Here is a 15,428-nt window from a genome sequence, read left to right on the forward strand (position 1 = left end):
TTTTAGTTACTGTTACAATCTTTTAATGACATATTCCGCCAGATAGCAGCCAAATACGGCCGGCATATAGCTTACAGTTCCGCAAGTGGACTTTTTATTCTGTTCATCTTCCGTCAACAGCACCGCCTTCGGGTCGGCTTGCTCGGTACTGAATACAACCGGGAGCTTACGCTTAATCCCCAGTTTCTGCAAGCGTTTTCTTACCGCCTTGCTCAGTCCGCAATGATAAGTGTCCCATATATCGGCAAACCGTATTTGAGTAATATCACTCTTGGCCCCCGCCCCCATACTCGACACAATCTTGATATGCCGCTTCAGCGTTTCCGCTATCAAATAGCACTTGGGAGCAAGCGTATCGATAGCATCCACCACAAAGTCGTACCGGGCAGCATCAAGCAGTCCGGGTATATTATCGTCTTTCAGAAATACAGGCAACACCGTCAGCTGTATATCCGGATTGATATCTTTGAAACGTTCCGCCAAAACCTCCGCTTTCTCCCTACCCATAGTAGAGTGTAAAGCAGGCAGCTGACGATTTATATTGGTAAGCTGCACCGTGTCCGCGTCCACAATCGTCATTCGCCCCACACCGGCACGGCATATCATTTCGGCCGCATAAGCGCCTACTCCGCCAAGACCGACAACCAGCACATGCGCCTGTTGCAGCCGTTCCATTTTCTCCTCTCCCAGCAAAAGCCGGGTTCTCTGTTGCCAATCCTCCATCATCGCCAACCGCCAATCATTAACCCCTTATCACTTATCACTAATCACTTACTAATCTTCCTTAAACCATTTATAAACCCACTTTCCTACCTTCTCGTAATGCTGCGCCTCATTGCGCGGATTAGAGAAAGAAACGGCATCCTGAGGTTCACCCAACTGATCGGGATAAAGCACAATCAAACTGTTATTGGAGAAATATTTGCCCAACTGCGCCGGCAGTTTCTCGAAAGAACTGTCGTAGGAGATAGAACCCCTACGCGCGCTTATCACTACCAGCAAATGGTCGTAATTCACTTGTCCGGTCAATATCAGCAAGTCCCCCCAATCATCCAGGCGGGAGAAGTCCGTCAAGGTCTGTCCGTACTTTTTTTTCACCAATGCCTGCAACCGCACGGTCGTTTCCTCATTTGCAAAGAAATGCACCCGGCAACCCAGCGTGCCGCCCATCCGGCAAAAATGCTCCACCCATTTCTGGAATCCGGCTTCGTATTCCGCTTTAGGCGGAACCGCTATGATAATTCGCCGTATCGTATTAATCGGAATCAGGAACTTAGCAATCATAACCTCACGGTGCAGACCTTTCAGCAAGTTCTCGGCAAGCATACCGAAGAAAGAGTCCACAATATTGACCTTGCGGTGCAGACCGATAATCACGTCGGTCACCTCATATTCTTTCGCCGTATGGATAATACCCGCAGCAATATTCAAGTCATACCGGGTAATCTGGCGCAACGGCACATCGGCGGAGGCCGTAATCATGGCCGCCTTCTCCAAATACCTCTTGCCGCGAAGCTCCAAACCCTCGGAAGTATTGTTGTCATTGATTACGTTCAATGCCAACAGATTATCTTTCTGTTTGGTATCACGTATCAGCAAGGAGAGGTTCATCAGATATTCAATCGTATCCGGATTCGCCACCGGAATAAGAATCCTTTCCGCCTCAACCGTACGTTCTTCCTCCAGATGCGCCTCGCACATGGCAATCTTACGCGCAGCCCTTTCCGTAATAAAGGAACTCACCACACACGTAACGAGAATCAGCAATACCGTACCGTTCAGCACATCCTCATTCAGCAAGCGCTCACCGTTCGGCAAGATGATATTATACCCCACCAATACCGCCGCCAGCGTAGCCGCAGCCTGTGCATTACTCAAACCGAACATCAACTCACGCTCTATGGGAGCCATTTTATAAATTTTCTGCGTCAGCCAGGAAGCGATCCACTTGCCCACCAGCGCCACAATAATCATAACTGCAGCAACCTTCAAGGCGTCTCCCTGCCCGAAGATGACATGAATATCAATCAGCATACCCACTCCTATCAGGAAATAAGGGATAAACAGAGCGTTACCCACAAACTCCAGATGATTCATCAACGGTGACACATGCGGTATGAGACGGTTCAGCACCAATCCTGCCAAGAACGCTCCCAAGATGCCTTCCATACCCACGAACTCCATCAGGCCCGCTCCCAGAAAGACCATGGCAAGCACGAAAATAAATTGCATCACATTATCGTCGTAGCGGCGGAAAAACCAACGTCCGATACGCGGGAACGAATACATAATCAAAGCTCCGAGAAAGACAACCTTAATCACCAGCCACAGCCAGAACAGACCGCCGGACTCCCCCTTGAACAGACCGCCCACCACAGCCAGTACCAGCAATGTAAGCGTATCCGTCACCGCCGTTCCCCCCACAGCAATGCTTACACTGCGATGGCGGGACACGCCGTAACGAATCACAATCGGATACGCCACCAGCGTGTGCGAAGCATACATACTTGCCAACAATATGGACGTCACGAGGCTGTACTTCAGCAACATCATATTGGTGACCAAGCCGATGCCTATCGGAATGACAAAAGCCAGCAATCCCAGCATTACAGCCTTTCCGCGGTTCTTCTTGAAGTCGCCCATATTCATTTCCAGACCTGCCAGAAACATGATATAATAAAGCCCGACCTTGCCGAACAACTCAAAACTGCTGTCGCGCACCAAGATATTAAAACCATGTTCTCCAATCACCAAACCGGCCAGAATCATGCCGATAATGTGCGGTATACGCAGTTTATTCAGCAATATGGGCGCAAACAATATAATAAGGAGTACAAGGAGGAATATCCATGTAGGGTCTGTTATAGGAAGTGTTAAACTGAGATTGAACCAGTCCATACGCAGCGAGTTTTAGGTTTTAACTGCAAAATAACGAAAAAGTTTTCACTTTATGCGGTGCCATACAGCAATTTGTTATAAATTTGCAACCAATTCTATCATTTATAGATAGATTGGAACTATTTTATAAACTATATTAAAAACAAAAGAAAAATGAAAGTAGCTATTGTTGGAGCAAGCGGAGCCGTGGGACAAGAGTTCCTGCGAGTGCTCGATGAAAGGAATTTCCCGTTGGACGAGTTAGTGTTGTTCGGTTCTAAACGCAGTGCCGGCACTAAATACACCTTCCGCGGTAAACAGATCGAGGTTAAACTCTTGCAACACAACGATGACTTTAAAGGGGTTGATATCGCTTTCACTTCCGCAGGCGCAGGCACCTCTAAAGAGTTCGCCGAAACCATTACCAAGTACGGAGCCGTGATGATCGACAACTCCAGCGCTTTCCGCATGGACGCCGATGTGCCTTTGGTTGTACCCGAGGTAAATGCCGCTGACGCCAAAGACCGTCCGCGCGGTGTTATCGCCAACCCTAACTGTACTACTATCCAAATGGTAGTGGCGCTGAAAGCCATCGAACAGCTTTCTCATATAAAGACCGTACACGTATCTACGTATCAGGCTGCCAGCGGTGCAGGCGCCGCCGCCATGGATGAGTTGTACGAGCAATATCGCCAGGTATTGGCCGGTGAACCTGTCACGGTCGAGAAATTTGCCTATCAGTTGGCCTTCAACCTGATTCCCCAGATTGATGTGTTCACCGAAAACGGATACACCAAAGAGGAAATGAAGATGTACAATGAAACGCGCAAGATTATGCATTCCGACATCAAAGTCAGCGCAACCTGCGTTCGTGTACCCGCTCTCCGTTCCCACTCGGAAAGCATCTGGGTGGAAACAGAACGCCCTATCTCCATCGAGGAAGCGCGTGAAGCGTTTGCCAAGGGCGACGGACTGGTATTAATGGACAACCCGGCAGAAAAAGAATACCCGATGCCGCTGTTCCTCGCCGGAAAAGACCCTGTATACGTAGGCCGTATCCGTAAGGACCTCAGCAACGAGAACGGACTGACCTTCTGGATTGTAGGAGACCAAATCAAGAAAGGCGCCGCATTGAACGCCGTTCAGATTGCAGAATATCTGGTTAAAGAAAACGCTCTTTAAAAGAGCAACTTATATCAATAAAAAGACGGGGAAAACCCCGTCTTTTTATTGATAACCATCGTAAACTTTCTTACCCATAAACACATATCCCGTTCCCTCATACTTTGTTCCTGAAAGCTCGGAATGAATATAACCGTTCCTTTCCACGAGTATCGTATGATAGATAGCCCGTTCCGGATTCTTTCTGGAATAAAACAGAATACGCCGATTATCCGCTGTGTAAGAAATAATACTGTCAGTCTCCGTTTTCTCCCATTTCAGTCCTTTCAGCTTCCGCCTCAAGTAGCGTTGCATCAAATAGGTACGATGCCACGTCCCTCCCTTTTTGGAAACGAAAGGCTTACCGTCCAGCAAAGCGTTGGCATCATCATAGCAAGCAACGAAAAGATGGTTATCCGGAGAAGCCGCCAGCCATTGTTTCAACTTATTGCCATACCGTTTATCATCCCAATTGTAATTGCTATCGATAAAGGAAATCCTTTTCACATACCCGGGTATTTCAGTATTGGCATCCATAAAGCCGAATATGAAGTTTCCACCGCCGCTATGACTGTTCAGCTCTATATGCGGATTGTATTCTGAAAAAAGAGCGAGGAGATATTCTACCGTTTCCTTGATTTTGTAATCACGCATCGGCCCGGCCTTTCTCCAGCGTCCCCAACTTTTGGAATCGGCTTCCAAATAGACGGTTACCCAGTTACAATCACGGGCCGTAGCCCTAAGATAGCGTGTTTGGGCCCCGATATTCTGTATATGGAAGTGCCAGTCATCTCCCTCTTCCGGCACTTTGCCTATCGTCCATGCCGTACTGTTGCCATTAGGCAAGGCATATAATACGAGTTTGGTCGGTTTATTCCCGTCAAATAAAGATTCCGAAGGCGCATTGATATGGATATTGATTCCCGGAGCATAAACAAAAATCTTTTCCTGCTCTCCGGAAATGGGATTTACGGCAAATCCGGGTAACCGGTTACCAGGCTCAGCCTTTGCTTGCGACAACGTACCCTGCCCGTTCGCTTGGATACAAAACAGGAAACATCCGATAAAAACTAAAGAAAACAAACGCTTCATATCATGTATATAAGAAAAATGCGTAGCCGGATATGACAAGCCGGCTACGCATCAAATGATTCAATCTTAATTAATCAACATCCCACCATACATTATTCTGTATGCTGTTCGTTCCACCCATACGGCTTTCGGCCTCTTTTACGTTGGCCGCATTGACCGTATACTCTGAAGACGGATAATAGATACGCTTAACATACGCGTTCGGAGTATTGTTGGCCTGGTCGGCAGGATTCATAGTGAACACACTTGAACTTACACTTGCAAACGGCATGAGCGTAGGCTTATGGAACTGGCGATGATCGGCCCAAGTTTCAAAAGAACATTCCTGGAATTGGGCAATATATTTTTGGGTAAGAATCTTATCCATATGCGTATTGCAATCGCCTGTTGTATCATCATATTTGGCGGTAGTCCCATAATAATTAGGAGCGGTAGAGGCCAGATAGTCCGTAATCACCGCTTCCGGAATATCAAACTCAGCCATATTTGAGCGTACGCCTGCTTCATAGGCATCCTTGGCATTACCGGCGATAAGGCCGCGCTCAATGGCAATCGCTTTCAGGAAGCACAATTCACTATATTTGAATAATTGATATTTTCTGTCGATCGTACCATAGTACCAAGGACCGATTTTAGCAAAGTTGCTGACGAACTGTCCGTTATCCATCGCAGCACCCACTGCGGATGTTACGTGTCCCGGGTCTGTTCCGTCCCAATTGCCTTTCATTGCCGGGTCCTGAGGATCGTCAATCATACCGGCAGGCTCAAACTGAATCGGAGCGCGGGGGTCAACCGTAGCAGGAGCATTTTTGGCAGCGATAATCGCTTCGGTTATATTTGCATTGCTGACACGGTCGGCAGCCGTAGGCCACGCTTGTCCGCCGATACCCGTTACAAGACGCTTGTAAGCAGTCGACATGTGCATTACGGCAGAGCCCTTATGATAGTAAATAGGATTCTGCGAGAACTTATCTTCGCCTTGTTTCATATAAGCGGCATCATCTTCACCGGCAAATACTCCGGCCGTAATGGCGGCTTCCGCTTCCGTTTTCGCCTTAGCGGCATCCACATCGGAGATACGGACGGCCATACGCAAACGGATAGAATTGGCAAACTTTTTCCATTTTGCGGCATCACCGCCATAAATAAGGTCATAAGAACCTACATTGTTAGCGGCCGATTCGTCCAGCTTACTTACCGCATCTTTCAATTCATCGAATATCGTGTAGTAGATATCTTTTTGCGTATCATATTTAGGCTGGTCTATATCATCGGCAGCTTCCGAATAAGGAACATCACCGATACAATTGGTCAGACGCAACATTACATAAGCCTTCCAGATACGTGCCATCTGAACCACATTATTATAAATAGGTTTGTCCTCATTGGCGCTAATCAGAGAGTTGGCGTTCGTGAGTACTGTATAGCTCAAATTCCACAAATCGTCAATGTATCGGGAGTCAATGTTATAGTCGGAGGCCGACAGACCGTCGTTTGCCGAATATTCGCAGAGCGTACTGATCATCAGCTGGTCTATCTGCTGCCACTGATTGGCATACGGAATACCGCGTCCCTGGATAAATATCAACTGGAACTTAGGATCGACCGAACCCGGAGTAGGATTGTTAGGGTCGGTATTCATGTTGTCGAAATCGCCGGTACAACCCGCGAAGGCCATTGAGATACCAACGATGCTTATAATTGTTTTAAATAACTTATTCATATTATTATCCTTTTATGGGTTAGAATGTAACATTAAGATTGAAACCAAATGAACGGGTAGAAGGCAGAGATGCCGTTTCTATACCCTGTCCGTTGCCAGTAGAGTATGTACATTCAGGGTCAAATCCCGGAAGATTATTGTACAGGAAGCATACATTGTTAGCCACGGCACTGAGCTTGAGACCTCTGATAATGGTTTTTGCAAACCATTTGTCGGGTAATGTCCAAGTCAGATTCAGCTCGCGCAAACGTACGTTCGTTGTATCATAGATATAATTCCCGATATTGCCGTAGAACTGTCCCCAATAAGTAGTAGGGTCGAGTTCAACCGTATTCGGCAGGCCGGTATTTACATTCACGCCTTGGGAAATAAGTCCCTTACCGGTAGTATAGTATTCCTCACGTCCGGCAACCGTTTCTTTGGTCTGACCGTTGGATTGCAAACGCATCATGGATTGCAGATATACATCGCCGCCGTAACGCACATCAATCAAGAAACCGAATGACAAGTTTTTCCAGCGTAATGTAGACCCGATACCGGCCGTCCAATCCGGATTCATATTACCCGATACGCGTAATGTGTTATCGACGATATACTTACCGTCGTCACCTACCAAACGGTTTCCGTTATCGTCATACTTAAATCCGTTCGTATAAATCTGTCCGTAAGGTTCGCCAACCGTAGCTCTTACATAACAGTTCTGTCCCATAGGTTGAGCCAAAGTGATAGACTCTACCCCTTCGGTAAGCTCAACAATCTTGGAAGAGTTCTTTGCAAAATTCACCCATACGTTCCAATCCCAGTCCTTCGTACGGACAGGTACGGCATTCACCTGAAGTTCCCAGCCCCAGTTGTCTACGCGTCCGGCATTGATATACTTAGCACTGTATCCGGATGTAATGGACGAAGGCATGGAGATGATTTGATTGTATGCGCGTTTGTCATAATAAGTAACGTCAAAGCCCAAACGGTTATCAAAGAAACGGACATCGGCACCGAATTCCATAGATTTGATAATCTCCGGTTTCAAATTAGCATTGGTCTTTGTCGAAGGTTCCGCTACACCCATCTGCCCGCCTGCCATGTTGGAAACGGTAGACAGTACAGACAATAACTGATAAGGATCCGTATCGTTTCCGGCTTCGGCATAAGATGCACGCAACTTTCCGAAAGAAATCCATTCGGGAACATTCACCTTGAACTTAGTCAACATGTCGGTTACAGCCCAACCCAAAGAGAATGACGGATACAAGAACGAGCGGTTATTCTTCGGAAGGGTGGAAGACCAGTCGTTGCGTACCGTCACATCGAAGAACAAATAATTATCCCAAGACAACTGTCCCAATGCATACAGAGATTGAACTTCCTTCTGTGAATTATAAGTCGACGTTGTTTGCGATATGCCATTCTGGATAGTATAGAGCTCCGGAATATTCAAGCCTTCGGCCGTAGCAACAAAAGTATTGTATTTACGGTTCATCTTATTACCGCCTACCGAAAGAGAACCGGAGAATTTAGAATCGGCGATATTGTCTTTCTGGGCCGTTACCAGGAAATCCACATTATATTCGGTCATATTATATTGTCCCGTAGAGAAACGGCCATCGCTATAACCGGAACTTGAAATCAATCCGTGACGTATCCATTTTTCTGTTTTCTTACCATAAGTATCGCCACCGAAACGTACCATAGCCTTTAACCAACTGCTGATATCATACGTCAAGGAAGCAAAACCGTTGACGCGGTTCGTAACATCCTGGTTACCGGTAAGTGAAGTAGCGGCATACGGGTTATTTACGACTGTAAGCGGCTTGGAATACCAATCCAGAATATTGCCCTCTTCATCGAAAATATTTTTCATCTCGTGCAGATTAATGCTGCGGGGAGTATAAATCAATGCAAAGATAGGGTTAAAACCGGATGCGGAGAACTCCGGCCTTCCCTTACCTTTTTGATAAGTATAGTTCACCTTGGCATCAAGAGTAAGGTTCTTGATAATTTCGCCGCCGGCACGAACCGAGAAATTATTCTTACTCAAACTGTTATTGGGAATAACCCCTTTACGTGTCGTATTGGAAAGTCCTACGCGATAATTCATCTTGGCCGCCGAACCCGTTACATCTACGGAGTTCGTCCATGATGTACCCGTATTCATGAAATCCGAGAAATCATTGTTCTTAGCTTCCAAAGGACGGGTCTGTCCTGTCCAGTCGGTAACAACCGTACCCATCTTCGGGCCCCAAGAGTTACGGGAAGTAATATCGAACGCTCCTCCCGTACCCTGACCGTATTCATTCTGGAACTCAGGCTGAATCATCACATTCTCAAAAGTGAAATTGCTATTGTAAGAAACCAGCGTTTTACCGCCTTGTCCCTTCTTGGTAGTAACCAGGATAACACCGTTACCACCGCGTGAACCATACAGAGCGGTAGCCGAAGGGCCTTTCAATACAGAGATGGATTCAACATCATCGGGATTCAGCATTGACAATCCGTCACCGGTATCCGAGAATCCTGTACCCCAAGAGTTGGTAGTGGCATCGTCCACACCCTGAGTATTATCGAACGGCACACCGTCCACTACGACCAAAGGCATGTTATTACCGGAAATAGAGTTGTTACCGCGGATAACGATACGATTGGAACCGCCGGGAATAGAAGTTGCGGAAATATTCATACCGGCAACCTTACCATTCAGTGAAGTAGCGATATTTGCAGTACGGTTCTCGATAAGAGCATCCCCCTTTACATCCTGCACGGAATAACCGAGCGCTTTCTTCTCGCGTTTCATACCCAAAGCAGTAACCACGACTTCATCCAGCGCATAATTCGTTCCGCTCAAGGTTATTTTGTATTGCGAACTGCTTGTAATAGGAACTTCCTGATTATCATATCCTATATAAGACACAACAAGCGTTTTCCCATTGGACGGAACATCCAGTGAGAACTTTCCGTCGACATCCGTTGCAACACCTACACTCGTTCCTTGTACCAGTACTGCCGCTCCGATGATAGGTTCGCCATTGGAATCTATAACAACTCCCGAAATTTTCTTTGCATGCTGTGCATTTGACGAAGTGGCATTCTGCGCGTATACACTCATTCCAGAGAAGCAACCGCCGCACATAAGCATTAAACCGGTTACCGATAGAATAAATAATCTTTTTATCAAAGTAGTCTGTGTTACCATTACATCGGCACTACTTCTTTTGTGTTCTCCATTCATAAATGATTGATGATTTTGTTGTTAATTAAAAATAGTATTCTCAAAAAAATGGATAGCGGGTAGATAAATCAGAATAGAGCTATCCTACTCTTTTTAGGACTCTTTTACTGTTCCATAGGCTTTTCTTCCGTTTAAAGGTTCATAACTACTATATTATATCTCTTTTTTCTTTAAAAGTCCAAGTCCACGAGGAACTCGGTATATATTGATTTTGAATTAAATCCGGTTAATTTCTTAACTTTGCCGGTCGTTTTAAGAGATAAATCTTGTTATTAACAAAGGTGATAAAGTATTTTGTGTACTTCACACGTAACAAAGATATATTATTATTCAATATCAAGAACATTTCTTTGCAATTTTTTAACCTTATACTTTTAAATTTGCAAAGATTACTTCTATATACCTTATATATATAAGAGTTTAAGGTTCTTCAATATTTAAAGAATGGAATTCTATCAGTCCGTTCATCGGAGTTTCTTCAATTACATCCAATCCGATTCCAAATTCACCGGCAACTTCTCTCAGTATGGCTGCATAGCTGTTGGCCAACGAACCAACGAATCGAATAGGGTAGTTTTTGTAGTCGTATTGACATACGTTTCGAGTGAAAAAGCTTCTTAAATTACTGGTTATCAGGTTGAACACATAATCATCATTAGTGTAATCAGCTAAGAAATAAGAAATCGTAGAAAGAAAACGATTCGGGAAAGGACGGTTGTACACCGATTCCATTACTTCATTGGGGCTGATACGGAATTTCTCAAAAAAATCTGTCATCACATACTTAGGCGCCAATCCTTTTAGAACATCAGACAGAAACATTTTACCCAGTACGGCTCCACTGCCTTCATCACCTAAGATATAACCGCCCGCTTTGACATTCTTGACTACAATTTTTCCATCATAAAAGCATGAATTAGAGCCGGTTCCCAAGATACAAGCAATGCCGGCCTCGCATTTGAACAAACCGCGGGCAGCGGCAAGAAGGTCGCTTTCTACTTGGATAGGGGTTTTGAATTGTGCTACTAATGATGCACCCAATATATTCTTTTTCTCATAAGAGGTACATCCGGCTCCATAATAATATACTTGTTCTAATTTCCTTTTGAAAAAAATCTCGGGCAACCCTAAGCGTACACTCCGGCTAATCTCCCTTCGTGTTTGGAAGAAAGGATTCAGCCCCTCGGTGAAAACACGCTGTATCAAGTGGTTATCTTCAACCAGGGCCCATTCAGTTCTTGTAGAACCACTTTCCGCAATCAGTTTCATAGGTAGTTAGTTTTAGAATTGAATACAAATATATAGTTATTTTTAATATTTCTGCGATAATTCTTCAAAAAGTTTGCTTTATGGTCTGTATCCATCATTGCGGATTACTTTTATAGAATAAAATATTTGTAAGGTGATAATTGTTTGCGTATCTGCTACCAATAAACAGCCGGTTACTTATTTTAATTCGTTAGACATCTGTTATCCTTTCGTTAGACAACTGTCTAACGAAAGGATAACAGATGTCTAACGCAAGGGCAACAACCGTCCGACGAATTATTGTCCGCAGCCGTAGCGATTAATGGATATACAGCATACAGAAAAAAACTGTAATCCATTTTTTTAATTTATCCTGATACCATCCATGCGAATAAGAAAATCCGCCCGAGTTCCTCGTGGACTTGGAAAAGAAGAGAAAAAAAGAGAGATAACATATACAATTATGAACCTTTAAATAGAAAAACGCCTATGAAGCAATGAAAGAATCTCAGAGGATATAGTTCATTCTACCCCTCATCCATTCATTTTTTACCTAATTGGAGAAACTATTTTTATTAACAAAAAATCATCAATCACTTATGAATGAAGATCGCAAAAAAAGAGGAATTGCAAATCATAAGATCCTCATGACAGTAGCTATCTGCGCACTGTTTCTTGGCAGCGGTAACACTTTTGCTGCCCGGTCTGCTTCCCATGAAAATCATGGTATAACCGAACAGATGCAATCTGTCGCTGTAAACGTATTAGTAGTAGATGCCCAAGGAGAACCCATTATCGGTGCCAACGTCATAGAAAAAGGTACCACCAATGGTGGAATTACAGACATCAACGGAAAAATCAAAATGAATGTCAAGGCAGGAGCTATCCTGCAAATCTCTTTTGTGGGATATACCACTCAGGAAGTAAAGGCCAGTCCTAACTTGCGAGTAGTATTAAAAGATGACACCGAGTTACTGGATGAAGTAGTGGTTGTAGGATATGGTTCACAAAAGAAAGAAAATCTGACAGGAGCAGTTTCTTCTGTTAATGTAAATCAGACATTAGAAGGACGTCCCATTGCCGATATCGGCCGTGGCTTACAAGGTACCACTCCGGGTTTGTCTATCCAAGTGCCAAGCGGTGAAGTCGGTTCCGACCCGATTATCAAAATACGTGGACAGGTCGGTTCTATCGAAGGTGAGGCAACACCCTTGATTTTGCTGGATAATGTGGAAATCCCCTCTATACAGATGGTCAACCCTGATGATATAGAAAGCATTTCCGTATTGAAAGATGCCGCATCCGCTTCCATCTATGGTGCTAAAGCAGCATTCGGTGTAGTATTGATTACAACCAAAAAAGGAGCGAAAACCGACAAGGTCAATGTTTCCTACCAAGGAAATCTCTCTTTCCAAAATATGGCTAAAGAGATGAAAATGGGACAACTCAATGCTTTGGAATATAGCGTGGAAGCCATGAAGCGTTCAGGAAAGACCGTCACCGGCGGTATATCATTCTACATGACAGAGTCCGGCTTGGAACGCGCTCGCGAATGGCAAAACAAGTATGGCGGCAAATTAGGACCTGACGATCCGTATGTATACGGACGAGACTGGTATGTGGATGCCAATGGACGAAATATTGGTCTAAGGACATTTGACCCATACGATTATATGGTACGCGAATGGGCGCCGACCCACTCGCACAACGTTTCAATCAACGGAAAAAGTGGAAAAACAACTTATAATATCGGTCTGGGTTACCTGCACCAAAACGGTATGATGAAACCCGCCAAGAAAGACGATTTTACCCGTTATAACGCATCCGTACGTTTAAGTACCGAAATTAATAAATACTTGACCGTACGTGCCGGTTCTATCTTCTCTTCACGCGACAAGAGATATCCATACGCAACATCATCTACTACGGCCGACCCCTGGTTGTACTTATACCGTTGGGGACCTAACATGCCGTTAGGAGTCAATGAGGACGGAAACGACCTGCGCAGCCCATGGTCTGAAACCAAACAGGCCAATACGGCTTCACAAGTAGACAACTATCTAAACATAAGCCTGGGAACAACAGTGAATGTCACAAAAGACTGGAAGTTTGATTTCGATTATACTTACGCCAGCGAAACAGGTGTCATCAAAAGACCGGGAACCCGTTACAGCGCAGCCAATGCATGGATGGCAGGTACATTAAAAACAGATGCGGCAGGCAACCAAATCTATGTAAACGATTTAGGCCAGCAGGTAGCAGCAACCGCAGAAGGCGCGATGCCGGCATATGAATTGCCATATCAAGAGTACACGGCTCACGGCGCCAACCCCGACCACATTTATAGAAAATCTTCGGGAGCCCGTCGCCATACTTTCAATGCCACAACAGATTATAACTGGCAATTGAATGATGACAACAATTTCAAATTCTTGCTCGGTATGAACTTGGTGACTTACGATTATGAAGATAACTGGTCACAAATTACGGACTTAACCGATATTACCAATCCTCAGTTTGATCTCGCCGTAGGTACTCAAACAGCAAGCGGTAACCAAAAGTGGGAAGGCCAAATGGGTTATTTCGGTCGTATCAACTACAACTATAAAGAAAAATATCTGTTGGAAGCCAATCTGCGCTATGACGGTACATCCAAGTTCCCGTCCGGAATGAAATGGCGTTGGTTCCCCTCATTCTCTGCCGGCTGGCGTTTGAGCGAAGAGGCTTTCATGGAATGGGCAAAACCGACACTCAACTCTTTCAAAATCCGCGGTTCATGGGGTATTATCGGTGACCAGACCGTAGATAACGGCTTATATGTGTCTTCTCTGGGTACAGGACAAGTTAGCTGGTTAGGCGCCGACGGACAGAAATTATTCTATCGCGGTACCCCGACAGCCGTAGCAACTTCCATTACCTGGCAAGACATCGCTACACTGGACTTAGGCTTCGACGCACGCTTCTTCCACGGTGATTTCGGCGTTACCTTTGACTGGTATCAACGTGATACGCGTAATATGATTGTTCCGGGCGCGGGCGTAGCCTATACTTTCGGCGCCGCAGCTCCTAAAGGAAATTACGGTTCTTTAAGAACACGCGGCTGGGAAGTTTCATTAGACTACAACCATCGCTTTAATAACGGATTGGGTATCAACGCCATGTTTACATTATCCGACGCCCAAACAGAAATCACAGAATACAGTGACACCCGTTTAATCAGTGATTATTATGTGGGCAAGAAGTATGGCGAAATATGGGGTTACAGAACCGAACGCTTATACCAGAAAGATGATTTCGTATACGATAATAACGGCGAGTTAGTAACCGTATGGGCATTAAATGGAAAAGAAGTGGCGGCAGGAACTGCCGGCGCCAAAGAAATGAACAAATTGAAAGATCCGAACGGAGTATATCAAGACTTCCTGCAATCGGGTGACTTCAAATTCGGTCCGGGTGATGTGAAATACGCCGATTTAAACGGTGACGGTAAATTAGGTAATGGCGCAGGTACGGTAGATGATCCGGGAGATAAAGAAGTAATCGGTAATGAGACACCGAGATTCGAATATGGTATCCGTTTAGGAGCAGACTATAAAGGTTTCGACCTTTCTGTCTTCATGCAAGGAGTAGGCAAGCGTCAGATATGGGGTAACGGATTCTTGGCTATCCCCGGCTACAATACCGCCGATGGCGCTCTTCCCGATGCTATCGCAAGCGACTACTGGACTGAAGATAATCCCGGAGCATTCTATGCGCGCCCGTGGAACCAAGCCGGTTCAAACGATGCTTATAACTATTACAAACAGTCTCGTTATCTATTAAACATGTCTTATTTCCGTATCAAGAATATCACATTAGGTTATTCTCTTCCGGAAAATATCATCAAAAAGGTACGCATGCAAAAAGCACGTATCTATCTGGCATTGGAAAACTTCTTTACATTTGACAAGTTGAACGGACTCCCCATCGATCCGGAAGCCATCTCAGGTTATTCCATGTTCGACACAGAGAACTACAACAGTGGCCGTACAGGTGTGGGAACTCCAACTTTCAAGAGTGTATCAGTAGGTGTACAGTTGAACTTCTAATAAACAGAATTAT

Annotated in this window: 8 protein-coding genes; 2 read left to right on the forward strand and 6 right to left on the reverse strand. The window is 45.0% G+C overall.

Annotation, left to right across the window (positions count from 1 at the left end):
- Positions 1-12 precede the first annotated feature (12 nt).
- Entirely contained in the window at positions 13-723 is a 711-nt protein-coding gene (locus I2F54_RS07285; RefSeq protein ID WP_195500924.1) for a tRNA threonylcarbamoyladenosine dehydratase, read from the reverse strand.
- 51 nt (positions 724-774) lie between these two features.
- Positions 775-2,898 carry a cation:proton antiporter gene (locus tag I2F54_RS07290; RefSeq protein WP_009121817.1) on the reverse strand — a complete coding sequence of 708 codons (2,124 nt, stop codon included), beginning with the start codon at positions 2,896-2,898 and terminating at the stop codon, positions 775-777.
- A gap of 153 nt (positions 2,899-3,051) precedes the next feature.
- On the opposite strand from I2F54_RS07290, the gene I2F54_RS07295 reads away from it, so the two are divergent.
- Entirely contained in the window at positions 3,052-4,059 is a 1,008-nt protein-coding gene (locus I2F54_RS07295) for an aspartate-semialdehyde dehydrogenase (protein ID WP_009121816.1), read from the forward strand.
- 45 nt (positions 4,060-4,104) lie between these two features.
- On the opposite strand, the gene I2F54_RS07300 is transcribed toward I2F54_RS07295, so the two are convergent.
- The 4 genes from I2F54_RS07300 to I2F54_RS07315 form a co-directional block, all read right to left on the reverse strand.
- Entirely contained in the window at positions 4,105-5,130 is a 1,026-nt protein-coding gene (locus tag I2F54_RS07300) for a hypothetical protein (RefSeq protein ID WP_195500874.1), read from the reverse strand.
- A gap of 70 nt (positions 5,131-5,200) precedes the next feature.
- Positions 5,201-6,853, reverse strand: a complete 1,653-nt coding sequence (locus tag I2F54_RS07305) for a SusD/RagB family nutrient-binding outer membrane lipoprotein (protein WP_009121814.1) — start codon at positions 6,851-6,853, stop codon at positions 5,201-5,203.
- A 19-nt stretch (positions 6,854-6,872) separates the two neighbouring features.
- Entirely contained in the window at positions 6,873-10,079 is a 3,207-nt protein-coding gene (locus I2F54_RS07310) for a SusC/RagA family TonB-linked outer membrane protein (protein ID WP_009121813.1), read from the reverse strand.
- Positions 10,080-10,499: 420 nt separating this feature from the next.
- Entirely contained in the window at positions 10,500-11,348 is an 849-nt protein-coding gene (locus I2F54_RS07315; RefSeq protein WP_009121812.1) for a hypothetical protein, read from the reverse strand.
- A gap of 578 nt (positions 11,349-11,926) precedes the next feature.
- Here I2F54_RS07315 and I2F54_RS07320 point away from each other — a divergent pair.
- Positions 11,927-15,415 carry a SusC/RagA family TonB-linked outer membrane protein gene (locus I2F54_RS07320; protein ID WP_022217594.1) on the forward strand — a complete coding sequence of 1,163 codons (3,489 nt, stop codon included), beginning with the start codon at positions 11,927-11,929 and terminating at the stop codon, positions 15,413-15,415.
- The last annotated feature ends 13 nt before the right edge of the window (positions 15,416-15,428 follow it).

The organism is Bacteroides clarus (assembly GCF_015555825.1).
Lineage (GTDB): Bacteria > Bacteroidota > Bacteroidia > Bacteroidales > Bacteroidaceae > Bacteroides > Bacteroides clarus.